Source organism: Variovorax sp. MHTC-1 (assembly GCF_003984645.1).
Lineage (GTDB): Bacteria > Pseudomonadota > Gammaproteobacteria > Burkholderiales > Burkholderiaceae_C > Variovorax.
In genome coordinates, this window is sequence record NZ_RWKI01000002.1 from 206,497 (window position 1) to 232,783 (window position 26,287).

24 protein-coding genes are annotated in these 26,287 nt (G+C 67.4%); 13 read left to right on the forward strand and 11 right to left on the reverse strand.

Translation table 11 applies throughout. The features are described from left to right. Positions 1 to 5: 5 nt before the first annotated feature. On the reverse strand, positions 6 to 998 hold the full coding sequence (locus tag EJI01_RS04310; RefSeq protein WP_126835885.1) for a DMT family transporter: 993 nt from the start codon (positions 996 to 998) through the stop codon (positions 6 to 8). A gap of 75 nt (positions 999 to 1,073) precedes the next feature. Between EJI01_RS04310 and dacB the strand changes: the two genes are divergently transcribed. Further along, positions 1,074 to 2,513, forward strand: coding sequence for a D-alanyl-D-alanine carboxypeptidase/D-alanyl-D-alanine-endopeptidase (gene dacB, locus EJI01_RS04315; RefSeq protein WP_409513928.1), 1,440 nt, complete (start codon positions 1,074 to 1,076; stop codon positions 2,511 to 2,513). A gap of 119 nt (positions 2,514 to 2,632) precedes the next feature. Beyond that, positions 2,633 to 3,967 carry a lipase family protein gene (locus tag EJI01_RS04320; RefSeq protein WP_126835886.1) on the forward strand — a complete coding sequence of 445 codons (1,335 nt, stop codon included), beginning with the start codon at positions 2,633 to 2,635 and terminating at the stop codon, positions 3,965 to 3,967. A 7-nt stretch (positions 3,968 to 3,974) separates the two neighbouring features. Here EJI01_RS04320 and EJI01_RS04325 read toward each other — a convergent pair whose 3' ends face one another. The 3 genes from EJI01_RS04325 to purE all read right to left on the reverse strand — a co-directional run bounded on the left by EJI01_RS04325 (position 3,975) and on the right by purE (position 6,797). Beyond that, positions 3,975 to 4,976, reverse strand: a complete 1,002-nt coding sequence (locus EJI01_RS04325; protein WP_126835887.1) for an L-threonylcarbamoyladenylate synthase — start codon at positions 4,974 to 4,976, stop codon at positions 3,975 to 3,977. Then, a complete protein-coding gene (locus EJI01_RS04330; protein WP_126835888.1) occupies positions 4,973 to 6,163 on the reverse strand; it encodes a 5-(carboxyamino)imidazole ribonucleotide synthase in 1,191 nt (396 codons plus the stop codon). Before EJI01_RS04330 ends, EJI01_RS04325 begins: the two co-directional genes overlap by 4 nt. Before the next feature lie 91 nt (positions 6,164 to 6,254). Further along, entirely contained in the window at positions 6,255 to 6,797 is a 543-nt protein-coding gene (gene purE, locus EJI01_RS04335) for a 5-(carboxyamino)imidazole ribonucleotide mutase (protein ID WP_126835889.1), read from the reverse strand. Between the two features lie 36 nt (positions 6,798 to 6,833). Here purE and EJI01_RS04340 point away from each other — a divergent pair, with 36 nt between their 5' ends. The 5 genes from EJI01_RS04340 (at position 6,834) to EJI01_RS04360 (ending at position 13,200) form a co-directional block, all read left to right on the forward strand. Then, entirely contained in the window at positions 6,834 to 7,754 is a 921-nt protein-coding gene (locus tag EJI01_RS04340) for a tetratricopeptide repeat protein (protein ID WP_126835890.1), read from the forward strand. 99 nt (positions 7,755 to 7,853) lie between these two features. After that, positions 7,854 to 8,294, forward strand: coding sequence for an META domain-containing protein (locus EJI01_RS04345; RefSeq protein ID WP_126835891.1), 441 nt, complete (start codon positions 7,854 to 7,856; stop codon positions 8,292 to 8,294). Positions 8,295 to 8,463: 169 nt separating this feature from the next. Continuing rightward, positions 8,464 to 10,260: an adenylate/guanylate cyclase domain-containing protein gene (locus tag EJI01_RS04350; RefSeq protein WP_185878810.1), complete on the forward strand. Its 1,797-nt coding sequence runs from the start codon at positions 8,464 to 8,466 to the stop codon at positions 10,258 to 10,260. A 136-nt stretch (positions 10,261 to 10,396) separates the two neighbouring features. Beyond that, complete coding sequence (locus EJI01_RS04355) at positions 10,397 to 11,323, forward strand: phosphatase PAP2 family protein (protein ID WP_221885632.1); 927 nt, start codon at positions 10,397 to 10,399, stop codon at positions 11,321 to 11,323. After that, positions 11,320 to 13,200 (forward strand): S8 family serine peptidase, encoded by a 1,881-nt coding sequence (locus EJI01_RS04360; protein WP_126835894.1) that lies wholly within the window; start codon positions 11,320 to 11,322, stop codon positions 13,198 to 13,200. Before EJI01_RS04355 ends, EJI01_RS04360 begins: the two co-directional genes overlap by 4 nt. Before the next feature lie 26 nt (positions 13,201 to 13,226). Here the strand turns inward: EJI01_RS04360 and EJI01_RS04365 are convergent, their stop codons facing one another. The 7 genes from EJI01_RS04365 to EJI01_RS04395 all read right to left on the reverse strand — a co-directional run bounded on the left by EJI01_RS04365 (position 13,227) and on the right by EJI01_RS04395 (position 20,758). Then, positions 13,227 to 13,889 carry a Crp/Fnr family transcriptional regulator gene (locus EJI01_RS04365; protein WP_126835895.1) on the reverse strand — a complete coding sequence of 221 codons (663 nt, stop codon included), beginning with the start codon at positions 13,887 to 13,889 and terminating at the stop codon, positions 13,227 to 13,229. A gap of 40 nt (positions 13,890 to 13,929) precedes the next feature. Further along, complete coding sequence (locus EJI01_RS04370; protein WP_126835896.1) at positions 13,930 to 14,601, reverse strand: helix-turn-helix transcriptional regulator; 672 nt, start codon at positions 14,599 to 14,601, stop codon at positions 13,930 to 13,932. 111 nt (positions 14,602 to 14,712) lie between these two features. Then, a complete protein-coding gene (locus EJI01_RS04375) occupies positions 14,713 to 15,618 on the reverse strand; it encodes a phosphoribosylaminoimidazolesuccinocarboxamide synthase (RefSeq protein WP_126835897.1) in 906 nt (301 codons plus the stop codon). 96 nt (positions 15,619 to 15,714) lie between these two features. Beyond that, entirely contained in the window at positions 15,715 to 16,779 is a 1,065-nt protein-coding gene (gene fba, locus EJI01_RS04380) for a class II fructose-bisphosphate aldolase (RefSeq protein ID WP_126835898.1), read from the reverse strand. Between the two features lie 211 nt (positions 16,780 to 16,990). Then, positions 16,991 to 18,439, reverse strand: a complete 1,449-nt coding sequence (gene pyk / locus EJI01_RS04385) for a pyruvate kinase (protein ID WP_126835899.1) — start codon at positions 18,437 to 18,439, stop codon at positions 16,991 to 16,993. Positions 18,440 to 18,563: 124 nt separating this feature from the next. Continuing rightward, positions 18,564 to 19,760 carry a phosphoglycerate kinase gene (locus EJI01_RS04390; RefSeq protein WP_126835900.1) on the reverse strand — a complete coding sequence of 399 codons (1,197 nt, stop codon included), beginning with the start codon at positions 19,758 to 19,760 and terminating at the stop codon, positions 18,564 to 18,566. A gap of 86 nt (positions 19,761 to 19,846) precedes the next feature. Continuing rightward, positions 19,847 to 20,758 (reverse strand): LysR family transcriptional regulator, encoded by a 912-nt coding sequence (locus EJI01_RS04395; RefSeq protein ID WP_126835901.1) that lies wholly within the window; start codon positions 20,756 to 20,758, stop codon positions 19,847 to 19,849. Positions 20,759 to 20,849: 91 nt separating this feature from the next. Between EJI01_RS04395 and EJI01_RS04400 the strand changes: the two genes are divergently transcribed. The 6 genes from EJI01_RS04400 to EJI01_RS04425 are packed head-to-tail and all read left to right on the forward strand — an operon-like array spanning position 20,850 to position 26,283. After that, complete coding sequence (locus EJI01_RS04400; RefSeq protein WP_126835902.1) at positions 20,850 to 21,383, forward strand: VOC family protein; 534 nt, start codon at positions 20,850 to 20,852, stop codon at positions 21,381 to 21,383. Then, entirely contained in the window at positions 21,376 to 22,497 is a 1,122-nt protein-coding gene (locus EJI01_RS04405) for an alpha/beta hydrolase family protein (RefSeq protein WP_126835903.1), read from the forward strand. The genes EJI01_RS04400 and EJI01_RS04405 overlap by 8 nt, the downstream gene beginning before the upstream one ends. Before the next feature lie 8 nt (positions 22,498 to 22,505). Beyond that, positions 22,506 to 24,149 carry an FAD-dependent monooxygenase gene (locus tag EJI01_RS04410; protein WP_126836133.1) on the forward strand — a complete coding sequence of 548 codons (1,644 nt, stop codon included), beginning with the start codon at positions 22,506 to 22,508 and terminating at the stop codon, positions 24,147 to 24,149. Beyond that, a complete protein-coding gene (locus tag EJI01_RS04415; protein WP_126835904.1) occupies positions 24,146 to 24,325 on the forward strand; it encodes a DUF2783 domain-containing protein in 180 nt (59 codons plus the stop codon). The genes EJI01_RS04410 and EJI01_RS04415 overlap by 4 nt, the downstream gene beginning before the upstream one ends. Next, positions 24,322 to 25,284 carry an MBL fold metallo-hydrolase gene (locus EJI01_RS04420; RefSeq protein ID WP_126835905.1) on the forward strand — a complete coding sequence of 321 codons (963 nt, stop codon included), beginning with the start codon at positions 24,322 to 24,324 and terminating at the stop codon, positions 25,282 to 25,284. Before EJI01_RS04415 ends, EJI01_RS04420 begins: the two co-directional genes overlap by 4 nt. A 27-nt stretch (positions 25,285 to 25,311) precedes the next feature. Continuing rightward, on the forward strand, positions 25,312 to 26,283 hold the full coding sequence (locus EJI01_RS04425) for a Bug family tripartite tricarboxylate transporter substrate binding protein (RefSeq protein WP_126835906.1): 972 nt from the start codon (positions 25,312 to 25,314) through the stop codon (positions 26,281 to 26,283). Positions 26,284 to 26,287: the final 4 nt, after the last annotated feature.

Here is a 26,287-nt window from a genome sequence, read left to right on the forward strand (position 1 = left end):
GGCCGTCATCCGCGCGCCGGCGCGGCGGCCGGCCTTGCCGCTGCCGCAGCGCGAACGCGCTGCACGCCGAACAGGATGCCGGCCGTCACCAGCAGCAGCCCGGCGATCAGGTTCCAATGCAGCGGCTCGCCGAGGAAGAGCACGGCGGCGAGTGCGGAGAGGCCCGGCACCACGGCCGTGATCATGGTCGAGCGCACCGGCCCGAAGTACTGGATCATGCGCGTGAAGCTGATGCCGGAGATGACGACCGAGCCGACACCCTGGAACAGCATCTGGAACACGATCTCGCCGGCCGGCGCGCTGTCGAGCCGGCTCGCGACCACGCCGGCGGCGGCCAGCAGGAGATAGACCGGCACGTAGGTCATGAAGGCGAACACGGTGATGGCGATGGTGGCGCGCACCGCGTCCAGCCCGTGGCGCCGCACCACGACGCTGTAGCAGGCCCAGCAGAAGGCCGCGCTCATGAAGAGCAGGTCGCCCTTCCAAATCTGGCCGCCCTCGAGGGCATGCAGCAGGCTTGCGCCGCCGACCAGCAGGTCGCCCGCGACGATCAATGCGAGTCCGAGCGCGCGGGCTGCAGTGATGCGGTCGTGCAGCACGATGGCAGCCAGCACGGCCGTCCACAGCGGCAGGCTGCCCGGCATCAACACCGAGGCATGGGTGGCGGGCGCGTAGACAAAGCCGGTGTAGGCGAGCAGGGCATAGGCCAGGCCGCCGAAAGCGCCCGCGATCGCGGTGGCGCGCAGCGAAATGGGCGACAGGCCAAAGAGCGAGCCGGCAGACGGATCGCTCCGTCGCGCCTGCATCACCAGCCAGGCGCCCCAGGGCATGAGCACCAGGCTTGCGCCGCAGATGCGCGCGAAGGCGATATCGAAGGGCGTCAGCGAGCGGCCGGCCGAGGCCCGCGCGATCACGATGAAAGCGGTCCAGACCAGGACGGTGACGACAGCCGCGCCGATGCCGATGGTGCGGGCGGAAAAGCGGGGTGCGGCGGGCATCACGCGATTATCGAGGGACGGCCATGCACCGCGCTGCCATGGGCCCTTGGCACTGCAGGCCGGGATAATCGCGCGATGCTTTTCGCCCTGCCCCTTGCCGCGCGCCGCGCCCTCCGCATGCCGTCCCTGGTTCTGGCGCTGGCGGCGCTGGGCTCGGTGCCCGCCATCGCCCAGATCCTCCCGCCCGAAGTCGAGGCTGCACTGGCCCGCGCCAAGGTGCCGCGCGATGCGGTGACGATGCTGGTGGCCGATGCCGACGCCACCCGCGCCCCGCGGCTCGCGTGGCGGGCGCAGGTGCCGGTCAACCCGGCCTCGGTCATGAAGCTGGTCACTACCTACGCGGCGCTCGACCTGCTCGGCCCGGCCTTCACCTGGACCACGCCGGTATACGTCGACGGCCCGATCCAGAACGGCGTGCTGGCCGGCAACCTCTACATCAAGGGCCAGGGCGATCCGAAGCTGGTGCTGGAGCGCCTGTGGCTGCTGCTGCGCCGCGTGCAGGGGCTGGGCATCCACACGATCCAGGGCGACATCGTGCTGGACCGCAGCGCCTTCGAAGTTCCCGACGTCGATCCGGCGGCCTTCGACGGCGAAGGCCTGCGCCCCTACAACGTCGCGCCCGATGCGCTCCTGATCAACTTCAAGTCGGTGGTCATGACCTTCGTGCCGAACCGCGACAGCGGGATGGCGCAGGTCAACTTCGAGCCCTACCTCGCCGGCGTGGCAACGCAAGCCACGGTGCCGCTTTCGGCCGGCGAATGCGGCGACTGGCGTGCCGCGCTGGCACCGGCCTTCACCGACCCGACGCGCGTGAGTTTCGCCGGCAGCTACCCCGCCGCCTGCGGCGAGAAGGTGTGGCCGGTGGCTTATGCGGATCCGCGCAGCTACGCGGTGCGCGCGGTCGGCGGGCTGTGGGCCGAGATGGGTGCCAAGCTCCGGGGCCAGGTGCGCGAGGGGCAGGTGCCGGCGGGTCTCAAGCCCGCATTCGAGCTCGCCTCGCCGCCGCTGGCCGAAGTGATCCGCGACATCAACAAATACAGCAACAACGTGATGGCGCAGCAGCTGTTCCTCACGCTCGGCCTGCAGCAGAAGAAACGCGGGACGCTCGAGGGCGCGCGCGCCGCAATGCGCCAGTGGTGGAACGAGCGCATCGGCACCGGCGAAGGCCAGCCGGTGTTCGACAACGGCTCGGGCCTCTCGCGCGAGGAGCGCATCAGCGCAGCCGCGCTGGCGAAGATGCTGCAGGTGGCCTGGCGCTCGCCGGTGATGCCCGAGCTGATGTCCTCGCTGCCCGCCACCGGCGTCGACGGCACGCTGCGCAAGCGCGCGCTGCGCTCGGGCGGCGCGGCGCATCTCAAGACCGGCACGCTGCGCGATGCAGCCGGCGTCGCGGGCTACGTGCACGGCGCGAGCGGCCGGCGCTGGGTGGTGGTCGCGATCGCGAACAACGGCAATGCCGGCGCGGCGCGGCCGGCTTTCGATGCGCTCGTGGACTGGGCCGCTCAGGACAACTGAACCGAGCGTCGCCAACGCGACTTCCACGCCGTTCCGGCTCCGGGTTTCCCTTGTCTTGCTTTGTAGATCGCCAGCCTAGGATCGGTGCGCCTTTCACAACAAGACTCCCGGAGACATCCATGAAGCGCCTGCATCTTCTGAGCGCCGTCGCCATGGCCAGCCTGCTGGCCGCCTGCGGCGGCGGCGGCGACGGCCCTGGTTTCAACTTCGGAGCCGGCGGCGGCGGGACCGGCGCACTCCAGGAACCGGCGGTAAAGGTGACGACGCTGTCGGCCGCGCAGATCGATGCGGGCACCGCGCAGAACGGCTTGCAGCCGATCAGCGGCAAGGCCAAGTGCGACGTGAACGTGGTGGCGCTCAACTACAGCACAGTGGGTCCGAAGGGCGAAGCCACCAACGCCTCCGGCGTGCTGCTGATGCCCGCGGGCAGCTGCGCCAACGACGCGCCCCTGGTGGCCTACGCCAAGGGCACCGACGTGCAGAAGCCGCGCACGCTGGCCAATCCGCAGGATCCGGAGACCTTCCTGCTGACGGCGATGTACGCGGCACAGGGCTATGCCGTGGTCGCCACCGACTACCTGGGCTATGCCAAGTCGAGCTTCTCGTACCACCCCTACCTGCATGCCGATTCGGAAGCGCGCTCGGTGCTGGATTCGATCCGCGCCGCGCGCACCGCGCTGGCGGCGACGGGCGGATCGTTCTCAGGCAAGGTGATGTTCAGCGGCTACTCGCAGGGCGGGCACTCGTCGATGGCGGCGCACCGGGCCGCCGAGCGCGACAACCCGCTCGAATTCAACGTGGTGGCCGGGGCTCATCTGGCAGGTCCGTACAACCTGTCGGGCTCGTTCAAGCTCACGCAGGCGATCGCGGGCTACCAGTTCTTCGTTCCCTTCGTCGTCACGTCCTATCAAAAGGTCTACGGCGACGTCTACACCGACGTCAACACGGTCTTCAAGGCGCCCTACGCGGCGACCATCGAAAACCTGCTGCCGAGTCCGACGTTGAACTTCACCACGCTGGTGACGAGCGGCGCGCTGCCCGGCGCCAACGGCGAGACGCCGGCGCAGGCGCGCGACGCGCTGTTCCACAGCGCGTTCCTGACGGACGTGCAGACCAACCCCGACAACGCGTTCTTCCTCGACGCGAAGAAGAACGACCTGTTCGGCTGGAGTCCGCGCGCCAAGACGCTGCTGTGCGGCGGCGCCGGCGATCCCACGGTGCCGCCGGCCGTGCACATGGCCCCCATGAAGGCGGACTTCGACGCGCGCGGCGTGACCACGGTCACGACGGTGGACGTCGATGCGCAGATCCAGGCGGCATACGGTCCGGGCGGCACGGCGCCGACCGATCCGACGACGCCTGCCTACGCCACCTACTTCGCCGCCTACCACGGCACCTACGAGCCACCGTTCTGCCACGCACGTGCGCGGGCCCTCTTTGACACGGTGAAGTAGCGGGAGATCAGGCCGCGGCCGCGCGCTGCAAGCGATCGCGCACGCCTTCCCATTCGGGACCGGCCGGCGGCGTCTCGACCCAGATCAGCTTGACGCCCTCGGCGTCGAAGGCGCGCAGCACCGCGAAGAGCTGCTGCGCGGCGGCGGCGGCATCGTCGGGCATGCGGCGCTGCAGGATGTGCTGCGAACGGCTCTTGAGCACGCTGCGCGACCAGACCGCGATGTGGGCGGCATAGGGGCCGAGCACATCGAGGCCGGTCTGCATGGCCTTCGCATCCATCAGGCGCAGCTTGGCGCTCGGCGCGTAGTGGGCCTCGAGCGTGCCCGAGGCGCGCGGGTCGGGCGCTGCCAGCTCGTGCTTGTCGCGCAAGGCCTCGCCGCAGGCCGCCTCGATCTGCGTGCGCGTGATGGCGCCGGGGCGCAGCAGCACCGGCGCGCCGCGGCTGCAGTCGACGATGGTCGATTCGATGCCCACCTCGCAGGGACCGCCGTCGATCACCAGCAGCTCGTCGCCGAACTCCTGCTGCACATGCTGCGCGGTGGTCGGGCTCACGCGTCCGAAACGGTTCGCGCTCGGCCCGGCCACGCCCGGCACGCCCTGTTCGGCGCAGGCCGCGAGCAGCGCCTGCGCCACCGGGTGGGCGGGGCAGCGCAGGCCGATGGTGTCCTCGCCGCCGGCGGCCGCCGCGGCCACGCCGGGCTGGCGCGTGACGATCAGGGTCAGGGGGCCCGGCCAGAAGGCGAGCACGAGTTTCTGGGCGAAAGGCGGCAGCGGCTGCGCGAAGCGCGACAGCGCTTCGGTGCCCTTGACGCCGGCAGCCACGTGGACGATCAGCGGATGGTTGCTGGGCCGGCCCTTGGCCTTGAAGATGCCGGCCACGGCCGCGTCGCTGGTCGCATCGGCGCCCAGGCCGTAGACGGTTTCGGTCGGGAAGGCGACCAGGCCGCCGGCGCGCAGCGCGCGCACGCCCTCGTCGATGGCAGCGGGCGACTGGCCGTCGCGGATCATTCGGAAAGCGGAATCGGCAGGCCGAGCAGCGCAGCCGCGAAATCGGCGGTGCTGCGAACCGTGTCGATGTTCTCGCCCGTGATCGTGAGATGGCCCATCTTGCGGCCGCGGCGCGCCTCGGCCTTGCCGTAGAGATGGAGATGCGTTCCAGGCAGCGCGAGCACATCGGCCCAGCGGGGCTCGACCGCCGTCTCCGACGACCTGGGCCCGCCCGCGGCCTCGGCGTCGGCGAACCACAGGTCGCCCAGCAGGTTCAGCATGAGCGCGGGGCTGTGCTGGCGCGGCGCGTTCAGCGGCAGGCCGGCGAGGGTGCGCACCTGCAGCTCGAACTGCGAGATGTCGCAGGCCTCGATGGTCCAGTGGCCGCTGTTGTGCGGGCGCGGCGCCATCTCGTTAACCACCAGCGAGCCGTCGGCCAGGACGAAGAATTCGACGCACAGCACGCCGACATAGCCCAGGCCCTCCGCGATGGCGACGGCCGAGTCGACGGCGCGCCGCGCCTGCGCTTCGGCCATGTTGCCGGCATGCACCTCGGTCACCGCGAGGATGCCGTCGCGGTGCAGGTTGCGCTGCGGCGGGAAGTGCACCACCTGGCCATCTTCGCCGCGGGCGACGATCACCGAGCACTCGAAGTCCAGTGGCAGCAGCTTTTCGAGCACGCAGGGCACGCCGCCCGTCGCCTTCCAGGCGGCTGCGAGTTCCTCGCGCGTGCCGACGCGCTGCTGCCCCTTGCCGTCGTAGCCGAGCCGCGCGGTCTTGAGGATGCCGGGCAGCAGGTTCGGCGGCACGGCCATGTGGTCGGCGGACTCGACGATCGCGTAGGGCGCACAGTCGACGCCGCAGCCGACGAAGTGGCTCTTCTCGCGGATGCGGTCCTGCGCGATCGCCACCGAGGTCGCCGCCGGCCATACCGGACGCGCGACCGAGAGATGTTCCAGCGAGGGCGCCGGCACGTTCTCGAATTCGGTCGTGATGGCATCGGCCAGGCCCGCGAGCCGTGCGAGGCCGTCGACATCGGTGTAGTCGGTGTGGATGTGATGGTGGCTCACGCGCCCTGCGGGACTGTCGGCATCGGGGTCGAGCACCGCCGTGAAGTAGCCCATGCGCTGCGCCGCGTGCACGAACATGCGGCCGAGCTGCCCGCCGCCGAGTACGCCGAGCGTGGCGCCCGGCAGGATCGCGCTCATAAGGCGACCTCCCCCAGGCTCGTCACTTCGTGTACTTCGCGCACCCCCTCCCGAAGGAGGGGGCGCGCGCCTTCGGACGGCCGGGCGGCGCTCACAGGGCGCCTCCGCCCTGAGGCGAGAACGGCGATACCGCCGGCGAATCGACCGGCGGCAGGGCCATCGATCGGGCCGCCTCGGTCTGCTGCGCGCGGAAGGCGTCGAGCCGCTCGCGCAGCGCCGGATCGGCCACGGCCAGCATCGCGACCGCGAACAGCGCCGCGTTGGCCGCCCCGGCGTTGCCGATGGCAAAGGTCGCGACCGGCACGCCCTTGGGCATTTGCACGATGCTGTAGAGCGAATCCACACCCTGCAGATGCCGGCTCGCGACCGGCACGCCGAGCACGGGCACCGTGGTCTTGGCCGCCAGCATGCCGGGCAGGTGCGCCGCCCCGCCGGCGCCGGCGATGATGGCCGCCAGGCCGCGCGACGCCGCGTTTTCGGCATAAGCGAACAATTCGTCGGGCATGCGGTGGGCGGAGACCACCCGCGCCTCATGGGCGATGCCGAATTGCTGGAGAATCTCGACCGCGCTGCGCATCGTCTCCCAGTCGGAGCTCGAGCCCATCACCACGCCGACCTGAATTGTTTGCTTCATGGTTCCAATTTTACGTTTCACCCCCAGGTTCCCGCGATGATCGACATCACCCTCGAAAATTTCCAGACCGAGCTGATCGACGGCTCGATGACCACGCCGGTGCTGCTCGACATCTGGGCCGAGTGGTGCGGGCCGTGCAAACAGCTCGGTCCGGTGCTCGAAAAGCTCGAACTCGAGTATGGCGGCCGCTTCACGCTGGCCAAGCTCGACGCCGACAAGGTGCCGCAGATCTCGCAGCAGCTGAGCCAGATGTTCGGCGTGCGCAGCATTCCCTTCTGCGTGATGTTCAAGGGCGGCCAGCCGGTCGACGGCTTCGTCGGCGCGATTCCTGCCGACCAGATCCGCAGCTTCCTCGACAAGCATGTGCCGGGCGCCGACGAGGCCGCGGCCGCCGAACAGGAAGATGCGGCGCAGGAAGCGCTGGCCGAGGGCGATACCGAAGGTGCGCTCGAACGTCTGCAGCAAGCGCTCGCGACCGACCCGGCCAACGACGACGCGCGCTTCGACTACGTCAAGCTGCTGCTGCAACAGGACCGCGTCGACGATGCCAAGGTCGCGTTCGCCCCGGTGATCGCCAAGACTTCGGCCGTGCGTCGCTTCGACACGCTCCAACGCTGGATCGACGCGATCGACTTCGCAGCGCCGGCCACCGGTGCGGCACCGATCCTCGCCGACGCCGAGGCCCGCATCGCGGCCAACAAGCGCGACTTCGAAGCCCGCTTCGACCGGGCGCGCCTTCTGATGAGCGCGCAGCGATGGACCGATGCGATGGACGAATTGCTCGACATCCTGATGCGCGACAAGGGCTGGAACGAAGAACTGGCCCGCAAGACCTATGTCGCGATCCTGGACATCATCGAGCCGCCCAAGCCCAAGGTGGCGGACGGCCAGATCCCGCCGGACGATCCGACCGTGGCGAGCTACCGGCGCCGCCTGAGCAGCGTGGTGCTGAGCTGAAGGCGGGGGTGCGTCGGCCTGCGGGCGGGGGCGTTGGCGCGCCGAGCAGGCTCGCATACGATGGGCGAGTTTCAATTTGTTGCCAAGGGAAATCCGGCCATGCGCTCCTTGTTCTTCACGACCGCATTGCTCGCATCCGCGCTCACCGCCGGTTGCGGCAGCGGCATCAGTCTCGATGAGCCGATCGAAGGGCCGGTCTGGCAGCTCGAGCAGCTCGGCAACGAGTTGATCGAGCCGAGCAGCGATCCGCGCCGCAACGCCCAGATCCAGTTCGACCGCAACAGCGGGCGGATCAGCGGTTCGGGCGGCTGCAACCGCGTATCGGGCACTTACGAGCGCAGCGGCAGCATGCTCAGGATGCGCCAATTGGGCGCGACCCGCATGGCCTGCCCCAACGAGGCGAGCACCATCAACGAGACCCAGTTCTTCGCGGCGCTGCGGGCCACGGCGAGCTACAGGTTGCAGGGGAGCTCGCGGCTCTCGCTGCTGGACGCGGCCGGGCGTACCGTCGCAACCTTGAGCAACGGCTCGGCGCGTTGACCGCCGGCGGCCTGCCCAACGCCCGGCTCGGGGAACGCCACCCGCAGGGCGGTACGGGGCACGACGGGTGACCACACGTCCTCTGGCGGATGGACATCTCGTTGCCGATGTGACACAAACGACTTACACGCCTCGCCGCGCGTGTTACTCCACCCCCGAGGGGATGACGTTGTCATCGCGTCCCAACAACATGCCGTCTCTGCCCGATCCCGAATTCAGCCTGCAGCGCCGTCGCAAGGTGGTGCTGGTAGTTGATCTCGTCGAATCGGTGAGTCTGATGCAGGCGGACGAACTGAGGGTCATCACACGCTGGCAAGCCTTTCTTGCGCACGTGAACCAGGTCGTACTGCCCGCCAACGAAGGGCGACTGGTGAAAAGTATGGGTGACGGGTTAATGGTGGAGTTCGAAAGTGCGCCGCAAGCGGTGGCAGCGGCCTTGGACATGCATGCGTGGATGACCGCAGGGCCTCGCGACATCGCACCGCTCATGCAGTTGCGCGCTGGCCTGCACAGCGCGGAAATCTATTCGGACCAACACGACATCTACGGTGCTGGGGTAAACCTTGCGGCACGTATCGCGACGCTGGCGGGTCCAGGCGAGACCGTGGTCAGCACGGCAATCCGCGACAGTCTTACAGACGGGCTTGACGGCATGCTCGAGGACCTTGGAGAGTGTTACCTCAAACATCTGGAAGCCCCAGTGCGCGCGTGGCGCGTCGGGGCTGCCGGACGGAATCCCGTCGTCATTGCGAAACGCAACTACGCCGCGCCTTTGCAGCCCACCATTGCGGTCATTCCGTTTACAGCGCGCAGCCGCGAAGCGGAGCATTTCGCAGTCGGCGAACTGATTGCGGACGGGGTGATTGCACAGCTGTCCCGAATCAGCGAATTCAAGCTTATCTCGCGACTCTCAAGCGCAGCATTCAGGGATCGCGACTCAACCGTCGACAACGTGGCCGTCAATCTGGGTGCCGACTACGTAGTCAGCGGCAGCTACGTCATGCTGGGAACGAAGCTTCAGGTCAATGCAGAGCTTGCAGGCAGTCGGGACCACGTGCTGCTTTGGACCGATCGCATTCATGGCGATATCGCAGATCTGTTGACCGCCCAAAGCGAACTCGTAAATACGATTTCGAGCAATGTGCAGGCAGCCATCAGCCAGAAGGAAGTGGCGCAAGCACTGACGCGTCCCTTGCCGACTCTTGCAAGTTGCTCGCTGATGTTCGGCGCGATGTCGCTCACGTACAGCATGGCGCGCGCCGAATTCTTCAGGGCCCAGGAACTCCTGCTGCACTTGATGGAGAGGCACCGGCGCCATCCATTGCTGCCCGCCTGGCTGGCCAAGTGGCACGTCCTCCAGGTCGAGCAGGGCTGGACCGACGATGCGACGGCTGTGGCACATCGCGCGCTTGACCACTCGAGCCGTGCACTGGATCTGGATCCTCATTCGTCGCTGGCCCTGGCCATCGACGGATTCGTGCGTTGCAACCTGCACCAGGACTTCGACGCTGCTGCCGATCGCTACCGAGCCGCACTTCAATGCAATGCCAGCGAACCGCTCGCATGGCTGTTTCTGGGAATGCTGCACGCGTTTCGCGGCGAGGCAGCCCCTGCGCTTGACGCTGCCGAGCGCGCACAAGCCCTTTCGCCATTGGATCCTGCCAAATACTTCTACGACTCCCTGGCGGCATCCGTGCAGCTCAGCGCGGGCAACTACGAGCGTTCGATAGAACTTGCACGGCGCTCCCTGCGCGCCAATGGCTCACATCTGTCGACCCATCGCGCAATGACCATCGCGCAGGTCATGGCAGGACACATGGACGAAGCACGGGCGTCGGCAGCCCGACTCATGCAACTGGATCCACAGCTCACGGTATCGCGCTATCTCGCACGCTCGCCTGGCGTGCGTGTGGGACCGGGACGGCGCTTTGCCGAAGCGCTGCAGGCTGCGGGCGTTCCGCAATAACACTTCCGAGGAGAGCGACATGGCTGGTTGGGGCGGTTGGGGTGGTTGGGGTGGTTGGGGTGGTTGGGGTGGCTGGGGTGGCTGGGGCGGTTCGAGTGCCGCTGCGACAGCCTCACCGAGCGCAATAGCAGAGCCGTTGCTCGCGGAAGCCCTGATGCGCAGCCGGGACGGAACCGTCCTGCAGGATGTGAACGCTTCATTTGCGCCGAAGCACTCTCCTGTCGGAGACACCTCATCGATGAAACGCTGGGAGTCAATTCTGCGCTTCAATGCCGCCTTGTTCGACCTGCTTTCCGGCCTGAGTTTCACGCTTGGCCAGCAGAGCGCCACGCTGTCTGTTCAAGGGCAGCCATTGATAAAGATGGAGAGGCCGGACGACACCTTCTTCGAAAGTCAGTTGAGGCATGTGATCGATTACGCGGAGATTCGAACTGATCGCGCCAGCGAAATCGTTGTGCAAATGCATCCGCAAGTTCCCTTTTGGAGTGCTGCAGTGCATATCCATCCCGCGCACACGCCAAAAACACTCGAGATGATCGAGCTTGCCCTGGGGTTCGCGTCCATCATCTGCATGCGCTTCAAGCAGGCGATGGCTGTAGCGCGTCCGATCGATTGGAGTACCGATATCCAGCCCATCATCGCAACGCCCAGCCACAGCGCCTACCCCAGCGGTCACGCGACCGAGGCTTTCATGATCGCGTATGCGTTGCCGAAGATTCTGACCAACGATGCAAGCGCGCAGAGCGCGTATCAGACGCAGTTGGAACGCCAAGCCCATCGCATCGCCGAAAACCGGACCGTGGCCGGGGTTCATTTTCCAGTCGACAGCGCTGCTGGACAAATCTTGGCGAAGGTGCTTGCCGACTATTTCTTGTTCAGTTGTTTCGGCGACCACGCGGTCAGAGCGCGCAGCTTTGAACCATCGGACAAGGACGCCGACTTTGATCCTGTCGCCAACTTGGAAGCGTGCAAGCCTATAAGCACTCTCAAGCTGCCAGCCGCCCAGCCTGAGACGAGTCCACTCTATTGGTTGGCCGAAAGAGCGCGGAGGGAATTCGAATGAACGCCCGCGTGCGACCTGATTTGTACTGGTGGTGGGCCGAGGCTACAGACTATCGTTTTGGAGCCGATGCCCGGGAAGGCAGGTTGCTGCAATTGCTGATTGAAGGAATCAGCGAGACGTCGGCAGTGGAGCTGGATCAGTGGCTGATGAAAGGCGATTCAGGTTTTGTTCCTGCTCCGTACAAACGGGCAAACGCACGTTTCTTCAGCGCATTCGTAGCAAGAAGCAAGATCGCCCTCCTGCCCGGCAGCATCGTCCGGCGTTTCAAGCTCGGGCTGGCGTTGCGTCCCGATGCCGCCGTCAGGGATCACCCTGCCACCACCCCGGGGAGCCATCATCGCCACAGAACGTGTGCCGGCCACCTTGATACGGCGTCCGCTTTGAAGCCAAAGGCGGTGCTCGCCATCATCGACGATCTGATCGACGTCGATCATTTCGAGTTCCGAGATCGCTTCACGGGCGGTTCGCGCTTCGAGCTCTTTTGGGATCAGACAACGAACGCGTCCGCCGGGGGGCGCGCGCCAGACTATGGCTATTCGCTGCTCGGGGATGCCCGCTCGCCCTTGGCTCATCGCCGCGCGCAGTCTCATGGAACCCATGTAGCCAGCCTCGGCGGGGGGGGCAAAACGCCCGCCTACCGATTGCGTCACAACCAGCCGTTTGCGGGACGCAGCGTTCCCTCGGCGGACGCAGCATCGGCCGGCCGACTGGCGGCGGTATGCCTGCCACAGGCGACCGTGATGGACACGTCGGGCGGCGCGCTAGCGGTGAATGTCTACGACGCGCTGAGCTATCTTCTCGACAACATCGCGTCCGACACAGCAGTGATCGTCAACTTGAGCTTCGGAACGATGGCCGGACCGCACGACGGCACTTCAGTGCTGGAAGCTGCGATCGACTACCTCATTGCCTCCTCGAACGACGCGGTGCCCAAGCGCAATTTGACAGTCGTACTCCCCGCAGGAAATAGCTTCGATGCGCAATGTCATGCGCGCTTCACGGTGCCGCCCTCGTCGGCAGATGACCCGTCTCGTGGTGACGATCTGGTCTGGCGCGTGCTGCCCGACGACGGTACGCCCAGTTTCGTTGAGTTGTGGATGCCGGAAGGCGCGAATGCCAGGATCGAGGTGACTTCTCCCAACGGAGACTTGCAGTTTCATTCGGTATCCGAAGGCCACGTCGTTTGGCCAGCGGGTGCTACCGGACAGGCAGTGCAAGGCGGAATATTCCATTCCGCCTTGCCCGCAAATGGCGATCACGGCCAACTTTTTCTGATTGGCATGGCACCGACTCGGCGCAGCAATCCGGGAGCGAAGAGCGCGATATCAAGCCACGGGGACTGGAAAATCAAGGTGATCAATGACGGCGCCCTGCCCCTCCCGATACGGGCGTGGATCGAGCGGGATAACGTTTCATTCGGTCAACGCCGACGCGGCAGGCAATCTTATTTCGTCGATAAAGGCGAACTTCGCAAAAGCAGCAATCCAAAATTTTCATCCCTCCTCCGGGCCGATCGCATCACCGGGTTCGGCACCATGAATGGCATTGCAACGGGCAGGGAGACTACGGTCGTTGGGGGATACCAACTGAGTGACCAAACGCTCGGCGCCTATAGCGGCGCAGGTACCCCGGATCATCACGTTCGCCCGCCGAATGTCCTGAGTCCGGGCGATGAAAGCTCAGTACTCGTCGGCCTTCCCGGTGCAGGCATTTCGCGCCACGCTACTGTGCGGATGCGCGGCACGAGCGTCGCGGCGCCCTTGGTGGCGCGATGGTTCTTCAATCGACATTTGAATGGTCGTTCGCCAGGCGTCTTGCGCGACACGAACACCGCTGGATATGACGTGCGTTCGGGCTTCGGCCAGTTCCTGCCTTGAAGGCAAGCTCGCGTGGACTCGCCGATCTACCAGCGAGTCGGCATGGATTTCATCAGGGTAATGTGCTTCGCCTGCCGCAAGATATGGCCGCCCTCAGCAAGATCCTTCAGCAAGCGGCTGACCATTTCTCTTGAGCATCCGATCTCGCTTGCTATCTGTTGATGTGTGAGTTGCTCGGTGATGAGGCGGGAGCCATCTGGCCGCACCTGCGCCCGCTCCTCCAGAAATTGCCGCAGCCTGCTATAGACATCGAGCAACGCCATGCTTCGCGCACTCTCGGTGGCCAGCCTCGCCCGCTTGATCAAGCGCTTGATCAAGCCTAGTGCGAACTCCGGATCGGCCGCAATGTGGCGCAGCATCGTCTCACGCGTCACGATCGCGCAGATCGTCGGCTCCACCGCCTGAACGCTTGCCGAGCGTAGACCGCCATCGAGCGACATCTCGCCCACGTATTCCCCCGGCCCATGCAGGCCCAGGGTTACCTCGCGGCCGCGCGCATCGGACACGAAGGCGCGCAGCCGGCCCGAGAGCACGATATAGATGGCGTCGCCCTGGTCACCCTCTTCGATCAGCACGGCGTGGGTGCGATAGCGGCGCTGCACCCCCAGCGCCGCGAGCTTGCGCAACTCCGGCGGCAGTGCTTCGGCAGGCGAGTCTTCGGCGCGGGAGGCGGCAGGCTTGGGCGGCATGCGCGGACTATACGGTCCGCGCGGCGCCCGCCCCAAGTCTTCAGTCGTGCCCCGCCAGCCGCAGCGCCGACACGATCTGCGGCATGCGCGACAACTCGCGCACCAGTTCCCGCACGCTGCCGCGGCCGGTCTTCTGCCGGACGTTCTTGATGTGGGTGCGCACGGTGGAGACGCGAATGCCTTGCAGGCAGGCGATCTCCTGAGCCCCGTGCCCCGCGCACAGCTGCGTCAGCACCGCCTGCTCCGCCGGGGTGAGCCGTTTGGAGCGGGCGAACATCTGCACCGTGAGCGTCTCGCAGCTCGCGCGCCGGCTGCACATGACGAGCACGGTATCGACCGTCTCGCTCCCGTGCAGCATCGCGAGTGGGATGAAGGCCAGCGAGAGCGGCTCGCCCGCCGGGCCGAGCTCAACGATGCTGCGGCAATCGCGCTCGGCGTCCCTGAGCGCCTGGCGGATCTTCGCCTGCCAGACCGGCAGGGCGCCCTCCATCAGGCCATCGACGCGGTGCAGCGCGCGGCCCGCGGCCAGCTCGCGCCGCGCTGGCCGGTTCGCATGCAGGATGCGCCCGGTCAGGTCGACGAGCACCAGGCCGTGGTCGATCTCGTCGAGCACGCGCGCCAGCAGGCCGGCCTGCAGGGCATCGGGCGGCGGCGGAACGGTGTTCCGTACTTCCTCACGTTGGAAAATAGGTGACTCGGCGATCGCGTTCATGGCACTTTCCTCATCCGTTGTGATGAGAAAAGTATCGGAAATCCCGATGGCGCCGGGCTGTGACTATTGCCGCCGGATTTGTGACTTATTCACCTCCGCCGATCGACTGCCTCAACCTGTCAGCCGCTGCAGCGCCTCGCGGTACTTGGCCGCCGTCTTCTCGATCACCTCGGCCGGCAGGCGCGGCGCCGGCGGCGTCTTGTCCCAGGGCTTGCCGTTGATCTTGGTGGCCTCCAGCCAGTCGCGCACGAACTGCTTGTCGTAGCTCGGCGGATTCGTGCCGGCGGCGAACGCGGCCTCGTAGCCCTCGACCGGCCAGTAGCGCGAACTGTCGGGCGTCAGCACCTCGTCCATCAGCACCAGCGTGCCGGCCTCGTCGAGGCCGAACTCGAACTTGGTGTCGGCAATGATCATTCCCTTCGCCAGCGCGATGGCCGCGGCCGCCTCGTAGATTGCGATGCTGGTCTCGCGGATCTGCTGGGCGAGTGCCGGCCCCACGGCCTCCACCACCTTGTCGTAGCTGATGTTCTCGTCGTGCGCGCCCGCCGCCGCCTTGGCCGCGGGCGTGAAGATCGGCCGCGGCAGCTTGCTCGCGTTGCGCAGGCCCTCGGGCAGCGGCACGCCGCAGACGGCACGGTTCTCCTGGTATTCCTTCCAGCCGCTGCCGGCGAGGTAGCCGCGAACCACGGCCTCGACCGGGATCGGCTTGAGCCGCTTGACAAGCATGGAGCGGTCCCTGACCTGGGGCACTTCTTCAGGGGTCACCGCGCTTTCGGGCGCATCGCCGGTCAGGTGGTTGGGGCACAGGTGTCCGAGCCGGTCGAACCACCAGAGCGCCATTTGCGTGAGGATCACGCCCTTGCCCGGAATCGGCTCGCCCATGATCACGTCGAAGGCCGAGAGGCGGTCGCTCGCGACCATCAGGATGCGGTCGTCGCCGACCGCATAGTTGTCGCGCACCTTGCCGCGCGCGAGCAGGGGGAGACTCTGGATGGAGGAGGTGTGGACGGTGGTCATGGCGGGGCGGCTGTGTCGGGATGGACGAGAACGATGGAGATTGTGCGCGCAGAAAAAAGCCACCGCGAGGGTGGCTTGTGCGCAGCGGCGAAAGGATCAGACCACTTCTTGCGCGAGCTCGCCCTTGGCGTACTTGGCGGCGACGACCTGCAGCGTGTCGCCCTTGAACTTGGCACCCTGGCCCTCGCAGCCGAACTCGATGTAGCGCTGCTTGCAGATCTGCTTGGCGGCCTCGCGCGCGGGCTTGAGCCATTCGCGGGCGTCGAACTTCTCCGGGTTTTCGGCCAGGAACTTGCGCACGGCGCCGGTCATCGCGAGGCGGATGTCGGTGTCGATGTTGATCTTGCGCACGCCGTACTTGATGGCCTCCTGGATCTCCTCGACCGGCACGCCGTAGGTTTCCTTCATGTTGCCGCCGTACTGGCGGATGATGGCCAGCAGATCCTGCGGCACGGAGGACGAGCCGTGCATCACCAGGTGGGTGTTGGGGATGCGGCGGTGGATCTCCTTGATGCGGTCGATCGCAAGGATGTCGCCGGTGGGCTTGCGGGTGAACTTGTAGGCGCCGTGGCTGGTGCCGATGGCAATGGCCAGCGCGTCGAGCTGGGTCTTCTTGACGAAGTCCGCTGCCTGCTCGGGGTCGGTCAGCAGCTGCTCGCGCGTCATGGTCGCGTCGGTGCCGTGGCCGTCTTCCTTGTCGCCCTTCATGGTCTCGAGCGAACCCAGGCAGCCCAGTTCGCCTTCCACCGTCACGCCGACCTTGTGGGCCATGTCCACGACCTTGCGCGTGACGTCGACGTTGTAGTCGTAGCTGGCGATGGTCTTGCCATCGGCTTCCAGCGAGCCGTCCATCATCACCGAGGAGAAGCCCAGGTTGATTGCACCCTGGCACACGTCGGGGCTCTGGCCGTGGTCCTGGTGCATCACCAGCGGAACGCTCGGGTAGGCCTCGATGGCCGCCAGGATCAGGTGCTTGATGAAAGGCTCGCCCGCGTACTTGCGTGCACCGGCGCTGGCCTGCAGGATGACCGGCGCGCCGGTTTCCTTGGCCGCTTCCATCACGGCCTGCACCTGTTCCAGGTTGTTGACGTTGAATGCCGGGATGCCGTAGCCGTTGGCTGCGGCGTGGTCGAGCAGTTCGCGCATCGAGACAAGTGCCATGGGTAGTACCTCGCGGGGAAGATTAAGAACAAAAAACTACCGCGATTCTACCGAGCGCCCCTGTCGGACAGCGCTGACGCGCGCCGGGCGCAAACGACATCAGGCACGTTTTCGTGAGGGCCGCCGCGCACGGCCACCCGAAGCGGCCGGCCCGCCCCCCGGCAGGGGGGTTGGCGAAGCGACACGAAGTGCGCGCAGCCTGGGGGGCGAGCTAATTCACCCGGCAGATCTTCAGCATGTTGGTGCCGCCGGGCGCGCCCATCGGCTCGCCGCAGGTGATCGCGTAGACGTCGCCGGTCTGCACGATGCCGCGCTTCTTGAGGTGGGCCTCGGCCTGCAGCAGCGCGGTGTCGCGGTCGCTTTCGGAATCCATGAGCAGCGGCCGAACATTGCGGTAGAGCGCCATGCGGCGCTGCGTGGCGAGGCGCGAGGTCAGCGCATACATCGGGATGTGGGCGCGGTGGCGGCTCATCCACAGCGGCGTGGAGCCCGATTCGGTCAGCGCGACGATCGCCTTGGCGCCCAGGTGGTGGGCGGTGAACAGCGCGCCCATGGCGATCGACTGGTCGATGCGGGCGTAGGACTGACCGCTGAAGTCGGCATCGAGCTTCAGGTCCTCGGCAGCTTCGGCGGCCTCGCAGATGCGGCTCATCTCCTGCACCGTCTCGAGCGGATAGCGGCCCGAAGCGGTCTCGGCCGAGAGCATCACGGCGTCGGTGCCGTCGAGCACGGCGTTGGCCACATCGCTGACCTCGGCGCGCGTGGGCACCGGGTTGGTGATCATCGACTCCATCATCTGCGTGGCGGTGATGACGACCTTGTCCATCTCGCGCGCCATGCGGATCATCTTCTTCTGCAGCGCCGGCACGGCCGCATTGCCGACCTCGACCGCCAGGTCGCCGCGCGCGACCATGATGCCGTCGCTGGCGCGCAGGATCTCTTCCAGCTTCGGGATCGCCTCGGCACGCTCGATCTTGGCGATCAGGCCCGGCTTGTGGCCGAACTCGGCCGCCGCCACGTTGCAGAGCTGGCGCGCCATCTCCATGTCGGTCGCGTTCTTCGGAAAGCTCACCGCCACGTAGTCCGCCTGGAAGCTCATCGCGGTCTTGATGTCCTCCATGTCCTTGGCCGTCAGCGCCGGCGCCGTGAGTCCGCCGCCTTGCTTGTTGATGCCCTTGTTGTTGGAGAGCTCGCCGCCCAGCCGCACCGTGGTGTGGACCGCGTCGCCCTTGACGGCCTCGACCGTGAGCACGATCAGCCCGTCATTCAGCAGCAGGCTGTCGCCGGGCTTCACGTCGCGCGGCAGATCCTTGTAGTCCAGCCCCACTTCGCTGACATCGCCCAGCTCGGTGCGCGAAGCGTCGAGCACGAACTTCGCACCGGCCTCGAGCCTGACCTTGCCCTCGGCGAACTTGCCGACCCGGATCTTCGGACCCTGCAGATCGGCCATGATCGCCACCTCGCGCCCCGTGCGGCGGGCCGCCTCGCGCACCATGATGGCGCGGTTGATGTGGTCCTGCGCCGTGCCGTGGCTGAAGTTGAGCCGCACCACGCTGACCTTGTGATGGATCATCTGCTCGAGCAGCTCGGGCGAACTCGATGCCGGGCCGAGCGTGGCGACGATCTTGGTGGCGTGGCGGGGAAGGCGAGGCGTACTCATTCAGGTCTCCGGTTTGTATTCCATACTGTATACACTTTCCCTGCCCCCAGCCAGCGCTATTTGGCCCGTCCCAGGAACACCGCGGAACCGGCTTCGCCGGGCCGCTGGTGTTGCCCATAACGTTCTATTCGCCAGCCGCGCGCTTCGAAAGAATCTCGAAGGCGGGCAAGGTCTTGCCTTCCAGGATTTCGAGGAAGGCGCCGCCGCCGGTCGAGATGTAGCCCACCTGCTTTTCGATGCCGTACTTGGCGATGGCGGCCAGCGTGTCGCCACCGCCGGCGATCGAGAAGGCGTTGCTGTCGGCGATGGCGCGTGCGATGGCCTCCGTGCCCTTGGCGAAGGCGTCGAACTCGAACACGCCCACCGGGCCGTTCCACACGATGGTGCCGGCTTCGCGCAGCTGGGCGGCCAGGATCTCCGCGGTCTTCGGGCCGATGTCGAGGATCAGGTCGTCGTCGGCCACGTCGCCGGCCGCTTTTACCGTGGCGACGGCATCGGCCGCGAAGGTCTTGGCCGTGACCACGTCGACCGGAATCGGCACCGCCGCGCCGCGCGCGCGCATCGCCTCGATCACGGCCTTGGCCTCATCGAGCAGGTCGGGCTCGGCCAGCGACTTGCCGATCTGGAGGCCGGCCGCGAGCATGAAAGTGTTGGCGATGCCGCCGCCCACGATCAGCTGGTCGACCTTGTCGGCCAGGCTTTTCAGGATGGTGAGCTTGGTGCTGACCTTGGAGCCGGCGACGATCGCGACCAGCGGGCGCTTCGGCTGCGCCAGCGCCTTGGTGATGGCGTCGATCTCGGCCGCCAGCAGCGGGCCGGCGCAGGCCACCTTGGCGTACTGGGCGATGCCGTAGGTCGTGGCCTCGGCGCGGTGCGCAGTGCCGAAGGCGTCGTTGACGTAGATGTCGGTCAGCGCGGCGAGCTTGCGCGCGAGTGCCTCGTCGTTCTTCTTCTCGCCCTTGTTGAGGCGGCAGTTCTCGAGCAGCACGACCTGGCCGGCCGCCACCTGGACGCCATCGACCCAGTCGGCCACCAGCGGCACCTCGCGGCCCAGCAGCTCGCCCAGGCGCTTGGCGACCGGCGCCAGCGAATCCTCGGGCTTGAACGCGCCTTCCGTCGGACGGCCGAGATGGGAGGTGACCATCACCGCGGCGCCGGCGTCGAGCGCCAGCTGGATGCAGGGCACCGAGGCGCGGATGCGCGTGTCTTCGGTGATGCGGCCGCTGTCGTCCTGCGGCACGTTGAGATCGGCTCGGATGAACACGCGCTGGGCCGCGACTTTGCCTTGCGCACAGAGGTCGGTGAATCGAAGAACGTTCATGGGATGGGCAGGATGAGAAACGGACGGGGGAGTGCCTTGAAAAGAGGCGAGCGGCCATTGTAGGTTTCGACGGTGGCGCCCCGATGTCAACCCGCGAGACCCGGCTTCCGCACGAACTGCTCCAGCATCTCGACGAAGCCGGCCGCCGCCGGCGACAGGGAGCGCCGCGACGCGGTGTAGACGCAGACCTCGCGATGGAAATCGGGCCGGTCGAGCTTGACCATCTGCAGCCCGTGGGCCTTGACCAGCGAGGCGGAGTAGGTCGGGCAGACCGTGAGCCCCAGGCCCGAAGCGACCATGCCCAGGGCGGTCGTCATGTAAGAGACCTCCTGCGTCGTCGCGCGCTGCATCAGCTCGCGGGCTTCGGCGTCCAGCTCGGGCAGCACGCGCTGGCGGAAGTCGCGCGTCGGCGCAATGAAGGTGTAGGGCGCGAGCTCGCTCCAGCGCACCTGGCGCCGGCGCGCGAAGACATGGTCGGAGGGGCAGATCAGCCAGTGGCGATCGCGAAAAAGCGCGCGGCGCTCGATCACTGCCGGGTCCACCGCCACGTCCTGTCCCACCGCCAGCTCCGCCTCGCCCGAGAGCACGCCGGCCAGCAGGTGCTCGGGCAGCGTGTCGGCCAGGCGCACGTCGATGTCCGGGTAGCGCGCGCTGTAGGCCGCGATCACGCGCGGCATCAGCGTGCAAGCCATGAGCTGCGGCGCGGCAAGCCGCAGCACGCCCTTCTTCTGGTCGCGCAGCTCGGTCACGCCGGCCACTGCGCCCGCGAGATCGGCCAAGAGGCGCTGCACCGAAGGCTGGAATTCGCGCCCGGCCTCCGAGAGCAGCACGCGCCGCGTGTGGCGGTCGAAGAGCTGCACGCCCATTTCGCGCTCCAGCTCGCGCACCAGCACGCTGAGTGCCGACTGGGTCAGGTGCAGCCGGGCGGCGGCGGCGGTGAAGCTGCCGGTCTCGGCCACGGCGTCGAAGGCGCGCAGCTGGCGCAGGGTCAGATTCATGGCCTCAGTTCATCAATCAATGAATTTATTTCGATTGAATCATAAGAAGAACGACGGCCCAATCACGGACAGCCCACCCTGGAGACAAGCCATGACCACCCCGCCCGTGCCCGTGCGCGGACTGCACCACTTCGCCTGGCGCTGCCGCGACAGCGAGGAGACGCGCCGCTTCTACGAGGACCTGCTGGGCCTGCCGCTTGTGCACGTGATCAAGAGCGACCACGTGCCGAGCACCGGCGAGTTCTGCCCCTACATCCACATCTTCTTCCAGATGCGCGACGGTTCCTACATCGCCTTCTTCGACCTCGGCGACGACGTGGCCGCGCTGCCCTCGCCCAACACGCCGGCCTGGGTCAACCACATCGCGCTGCGCGTCGATTCGGTGGCCGATCTGCTGGCCGCCAAGGCGCGGCTCGAAGCGGCCGGCGTCGAGGTGCTGGGCGTGACCGACCACCACATCATCGAGTCGATCTACTTCTTCGACCCCAACGGCATCCGCATCGAGCTGACCACGCCCACCGTGCCGCAGACCGAGATGGATGCGCATGCGAAGCGCGCGCATGCAGACCTCGCCGCCTGGACCGAGCGCAAGGCCGAACTGCGGAGGAAGGCGGCGCATGCCTGAGCTCCAACTCGCCGTCATCGACGTCAAGCCCGGCGCTGCCATGGAGAGCCAGTCGGGCCTGCAGATGCTGCGCCCGCGCATCTACGGCGCGTACCGCGTGCCGGCCGGCCCGAAGAAGATCGCGGCCATCGTGATGCACCCCACGAGCAACTTCATGGGGCACTACCTGATCGCGCCGCTGGCCGAGCGCGGCATCTGCTGCATGGGCCTCAACTCGCGCTACATGGGCAACGACACGGTGCTGCTGATGGAGCGCGCGATCCAGGACCTGGGTGCCGGCGTGCAATTCCTGCGCGCCGCGGGCTACGAGAAGGTGCTGCTCATCGGCAACTCGGGCGGCGCCGCGCTCGCGAGCTTCTACCAGGCGCAGGCCGAGAAGCTCACGGCACATCACTTCCCGGACGGCGATCCGACACATTTGCATCCCGACGACCTGCCGCCGGCCGACGGCATCGCCTTGTGCGCGGCGCACCAGGGCCGCTCGAAGCTGATGCGCGACTGGATCGATCCCTCCGTCACCGACGAGCACGACCCGCTGTCGGTGGACCCCGAGCTCGACATGTACGACCCGCGCCATGCCGTGCCCTACAGCGCCGCGTTTCTCGCGCGTTTCAGCGCCGCCCAGAAGGCCCGGCTCGACCGGCTGGAGCACTGGGCGATGGAGCGACTGCGCCAGTTGCGCAGCACGCCGGACGCGCCGCGCGACCAGGCATTCATCGTCTATCGCACGCACGCCGATCCGCGCTGCGTGGACCTCTCGATCGATGCCAACGACCGCGCACCGGGCAGCGTGTGGGGCGACGCGCGGCAGGTGAACTACTCGGCCAACGCGATGGGCCGCACCACCTCGCTCACGGCCTTTCTTTCGCAATGGTCCTCGCGCTCGCAGGCCGACGGGCCCTCGAACCTGGCGCGCACCACCTGCCCCAAGCTGCTCCTGACCTACACAGCCGACCAGTCCACCTTCCCGAGCACGCGCGATGCCTGGCTCGCAGCCGGCGGCGAGCGCATCCGCAATATCGACATCGTCGGCGGCAACCACTACCTCGCGGGCCAGCCGGAGCTGGTGCCGCGCGCCGCCGACGCCATCGCCGAATGGGCCCACGCGCTCTGAACGCCGCGATGGAAAGCTTCCACTTCGCGCCCGAATACGAGCTGCCGCGCTGGCCGTTCCAGCCGCCGCCCGAGCTGCGCAGCGGCCAGGTCGTGCGCCATCCGATCGTCATCGCCGGCGCCGGGCCGGCCGGCCTCACGCTGGCCTGCGACCTCGCGCAGCGCGGCGTGCGCGCCGTGCTGCTCGACGAAGACGACACGGTGGGCGTGCGCGGCGCCTCTTCGCGCGGCATCTGCTATGCGCAGAAGAGCCTGGAGATCTTCGAGCGCCTCGGCATCTACCGGCGCATCGCCGACAAGGGCATCACCTGGTCCTTCGGCCGCACCTTCTCGGGCGAAGAGGAGGTCTACAACTTCAACCTGAAGACCGACAGCGTCTCGGCGCAGCCGCCCTTCATCAACCTGCAGCAGTTCTACCTCGAGTGGTTCCTGGTCGACCGCGTCCTCGAGCTCGGCCTGACCGACTTGCGCTGGAAGAACCGCGTGGCGCGCATCCATCCCGGCGACGACGGCGTACGCATCGAAGTCGAGACACCGGCCGGCTGCTACGCCATCGATGCCGGCCACCTGATCGATGCGACCGGCGCCAACAGCGCGATCCGCACCCAGCTCGGGCTCGACGCCCACACTTCGCGCAGCACCGACCGCTGGTGCATCAGCGATGTGCGCTTCAAGAAACCGCTGCCCGTCGAGCGTTGGACCTGGGTCGACGCGCCGTTCAACGAAGGCCGCGCGGTCTGGCAGCACCTGATGGCCGACGGCGTCTGGCGCATCGACTACCAGATGCCCGAAGACTGCGACACCGCCCACATCAGCAAGCCCGAAGTGGCCGGCGCGCGGCTGCGCGAGCAGCTCGGCCCGGGCGTCGAGTTCGAGTTCGTCTGGATCGGCCCCTACGGCTACCGCGACCATCTGCTCGACCGCTTCCGCCATGGCCGCGTGTTCTTCATCGGCGACTCGGCCCACGTCGTGAGCCCCTTCGGCGCGCGCGGCGGCAACAGCGGCATCCAGGACGCCGCCAACCTCGGCTGGAAGCTGGCGCTGGTCATGCAGGGCCAAGCCGGCGACGCGCTGCTCGACACCTACGATGCCGAGCGCCGGCCGGCCGCCGCGCAGAACCTCCAGGTCACGAGCCGCACGGCCCGCTTCCTGGCCCCGCGCTCGCCGGCCGAGCACACGCTGCGCCGCGCGGTGGTGGCGCTCGCCGCGCGCCATCCCTTTGCCCGCGCGCTCGTCAACACCGGCCGCATGTCGGTGGCGAACGACTACCCGGCGGCGCGGCACCTGCCCGCAGGCGGGTACACGCTGCAGAACCTGCCGCTTCGCTGGAGCGACGGCAGCCCGACCACGCCGATGCAATTGCTGGCCGATGGAACGAAGTGCCTCGGACTCTGGTTCGCACCGGCGCGCGCACAGGCCGAGGCTGCAGCCGAGCTGACGGCATCGCTGCCGCTGCAGCTCGTCGCGGTGGGTGGCGAGAGTGGCCTGCCGACGCTGAAGCCCGATGAAACGCTGGCCCGCCATCTCGGCATCGAGTCGCCCGGCAGCTTCTGCCTCGTGCGGCCCGACGCCTACCGCGCCGCGCTGCTTTCCGAACCCACGCCGGCGGCGATCGCAGCCGCTCTCCGCACTGCACTGGCACAAGACACATGAACACCGAGCCCCACATCCCCGACCCCGACGGCTTCTACGCAGAATGGCTGGCCGCCCACGAAGGCTTGAGCGAAGCGCAGAGCGCCGACCTCAACGCCCGCCTCGTGCTGCTGCTGGCCAACCAGTGCGGCGACCAGGCCGTGCTGCTGGAATGCATCGAGGCGGCGCGCGAATGAGCGAATCGACCGTCTCCTTCGCTTCGGCGGCCGACACGCGCGAGCAGAAGCCGCAGGTGCGCGAGCTCGCGCCCAACGTCTACGGCTACATCAGCGACTTCGATCCCAACTGCGGCTTCATCGTCGGCGACGAGCACGTGGTGCTGATCGACACGCGTCCGACGCCGCGCATGGCGCGCGACTTCCTGGCCGACATCCGCACAGTCACCGACAAGCCGGTCAAGTTCATCGTGCTCACGCACTACCACGCGGTGCGCGTGATGGGCGCCAGCGCCTTCCACGAGGTGCAGGCCGTCATCGCGAGCCGCGGCACGCTCGACTGGGTGCGCGAGCGCGGACAGGCCGACTTCGACTCCGAGGTCGGGCGCTTTCCCCGACTCTTCGCCGGTGTCGAAGAGATTCCCGGCCTCACCATGCCGAGCATGAGCTTCGAGCGCGAGATGAGCCTGTGGCTCGGCACGCGCGAAGTGCGGCTCATGTGCCTGGGCCGCGGGCACTCGGGCGGCGATACCGTGGCCTGGCTGCCCGATTGCGGCGTGCTGTTCTCCGGCGACGTGGTGGAGAACCGCTGCGGCGTGTACGCCGGCGATGCCTATGTCCACGACTGGGCCGGCACGCTGGACGCCGTGGCCGCGCTGAAACCCGATGTGCTGGTGCCGGGACGCGGCGCCGTACTGCAAGGCGCCGCCGCCTGCAGCGAGGCGATCGCGCTCACCAAGGCTTTCCTGTCCACGCTGCTCGCGAGCGTTCGCTCAGGCATCGACGCGGGCGAGGGCCTGCGTGGCTGCTTCGAACGCACCGAGGCCGCCATGAAGCCGCGCTTCGGCGACTGGCCCGTGTTCCAGCATGTGCTGCCCTTCGACGTGTCGCGCGCCTATGACGAGCTGCGCGGCATCGAGCACCCTGTCGTGTGGACTGCAGAGCGCGACCGCGAGCTGTGGCAAGCCTTGCGCGGCTGAGTTCCTTATCAACCCGGAGACAAAGCGATGAAACGATTCCTGCAACTGCTGGCCACTGGCCTCGCCCTGGCCGCGGCCAGCCACGTACCGGCCCAGAGCGCCTACCCCAGCCAGCCGCTGCGCTGGATCGTGCCGTACCCCGCCGGCGGCGGCACCGACAACCTCGCGCGGGCATTGGCCGACGCGATGCAGCCTTCGCTCGGGCAGCCGATCGTCATCGACAACCGGCCGGGCGCGTCCACCAACATCGGCGTGTCGGTGCTGATGCAGGCCAAGCCCGACGGCTACACGATCATGCAGGCCGAGAACGCGGCGCTGCTGTTCAACGAGCACATGTTCGCCAAGCTGCCCTACAAGCCGGCCAGCGACTTCAGCTACATCGGCACCATCGGCCGCTTCCCGGTCGCGCTGGTGGTGCATCCGGACTTCCCGGCCAAGACGGTGGCCGAGTTCGTGAGCTACGTGAAGGCGAATCCCGACAAGGTCAGCTATGCCTCGCCCGGCAACGGCACGCCGCACCACATGGCAATGGAGCTCTTCAAGCAGAAGGCCGGCCTTTCCATCGTGCATGTGCCGTACAAGGGTGCCGCTCCGGCGATGACCGACATCATGGGCGGCCAGGTGCCCACCATGATGCTGGACCTGGCCTCAGGCCTGCCGATCATCCGCTCGGGCAAAGTGCGCGTGCTCGCGATCGCGCTGCCGCAGCGCGCGAGCGCCTTGCCGGATGTGCCGACCTTTTCCGAAGTCGGCCTCAAGGACGTCAACGCCTATGCCTTCCACGGCCTGATCGGCCCGGCCGGCATGCCGCAGGAGGCGGTAAACCGGATCAACGCCGAGCTGCACAAGGCGATGAAGTCGCCGAAGGTGACGAAGCTGTTCGCGGACTTCGGCTTCGAGGCGCTGCCCGGCACACCGCAGGACTTCTACAAGCTGTCGCGCGCCGAGAGCGAGCGCTGGGGCAAGGTCATCAAGTCGGCCGGCGTGCAACTCGATTAGGGCC

What these genes read in the sequence shown, in the direction of transcription:
- EJI01_RS04420 (WP_126835905.1), top strand. Translation starts at nt 24,322, where the DNA reads ATGAGCGAATCGACCGTCTCCTTCGCTTCGGCGGCCGACACGCGCGAG.
- pyk (WP_126835899.1), bottom strand. Translation starts at nt 18,439, where the DNA reads ATGAGTACGCCTCGCCTTCCCCGCCACGCCACCAAGATCGTCGCCACG.
- EJI01_RS04405 (WP_126835903.1), top strand. Translation starts at nt 21,376, where the DNA reads ATGCCTGAGCTCCAACTCGCCGTCATCGACGTCAAGCCCGGCGCTGCC.
- EJI01_RS04410 (WP_126836133.1), top strand. Translation starts at nt 22,506, where the DNA reads ATGGAAAGCTTCCACTTCGCGCCCGAATACGAGCTGCCGCGCTGGCCG.
- EJI01_RS04345 (WP_126835891.1), top strand. Translation starts at nt 7,854, where the DNA reads ATGCGCTCCTTGTTCTTCACGACCGCATTGCTCGCATCCGCGCTCACC.
- EJI01_RS04415 (WP_126835904.1), top strand. Translation starts at nt 24,146, where the DNA reads ATGAACACCGAGCCCCACATCCCCGACCCCGACGGCTTCTACGCAGAA.
- EJI01_RS04390 (WP_126835900.1), bottom strand. Translation starts at nt 19,760, where the DNA reads ATGAACGTTCTTCGATTCACCGACCTCTGTGCGCAAGGCAAAGTCGCG.
- EJI01_RS04370 (WP_126835896.1), bottom strand. Translation starts at nt 14,601, where the DNA reads ATGAACGCGATCGCCGAGTCACCTATTTTCCAACGTGAGGAAGTACGG.
- EJI01_RS04375 (WP_126835897.1), bottom strand. Translation starts at nt 15,618, where the DNA reads ATGACCACCGTCCACACCTCCTCCATCCAGAGTCTCCCCCTGCTCGCG.
- EJI01_RS04330 (WP_126835888.1), bottom strand. Translation starts at nt 6,163, where the DNA reads ATGAGCGCGATCCTGCCGGGCGCCACGCTCGGCGTACTCGGCGGCGGG.
- EJI01_RS04310 (WP_126835885.1), bottom strand. Translation starts at nt 998, where the DNA reads ATGCCCGCCGCACCCCGCTTTTCCGCCCGCACCATCGGCATCGGCGCG.
- EJI01_RS04395 (WP_126835901.1), bottom strand. Translation starts at nt 20,758, where the DNA reads ATGAATCTGACCCTGCGCCAGCTGCGCGCCTTCGACGCCGTGGCCGAG.
- purE (WP_126835889.1), bottom strand. Translation starts at nt 6,797, where the DNA reads ATGAAGCAAACAATTCAGGTCGGCGTGGTGATGGGCTCGAGCTCCGAC.
- EJI01_RS04425 (WP_126835906.1), top strand. Translation starts at nt 25,312, where the DNA reads ATGAAACGATTCCTGCAACTGCTGGCCACTGGCCTCGCCCTGGCCGCG.
- EJI01_RS04320 (WP_126835886.1), top strand. Translation starts at nt 2,633, where the DNA reads ATGAAGCGCCTGCATCTTCTGAGCGCCGTCGCCATGGCCAGCCTGCTG.
- EJI01_RS04360 (WP_126835894.1), top strand. Translation starts at nt 11,320, where the DNA reads ATGAACGCCCGCGTGCGACCTGATTTGTACTGGTGGTGGGCCGAGGCT.
- fba (WP_126835898.1), bottom strand. Translation starts at nt 16,779, where the DNA reads ATGGCACTTGTCTCGATGCGCGAACTGCTCGACCACGCCGCAGCCAAC.
- EJI01_RS04365 (WP_126835895.1), bottom strand. Translation starts at nt 13,889, where the DNA reads ATGCCGCCCAAGCCTGCCGCCTCCCGCGCCGAAGACTCGCCTGCCGAA.
- EJI01_RS04325 (WP_126835887.1), bottom strand. Translation starts at nt 4,976, where the DNA reads ATGATCCGCGACGGCCAGTCGCCCGCTGCCATCGACGAGGGCGTGCGC.
- EJI01_RS04400 (WP_126835902.1), top strand. Translation starts at nt 20,850, where the DNA reads ATGACCACCCCGCCCGTGCCCGTGCGCGGACTGCACCACTTCGCCTGG.
- EJI01_RS04340 (WP_126835890.1), top strand. Translation starts at nt 6,834, where the DNA reads ATGATCGACATCACCCTCGAAAATTTCCAGACCGAGCTGATCGACGGC.
- dacB (WP_409513928.1), top strand. Translation starts at nt 1,074, where the DNA reads ATGCTTTTCGCCCTGCCCCTTGCCGCGCGCCGCGCCCTCCGCATGCCG.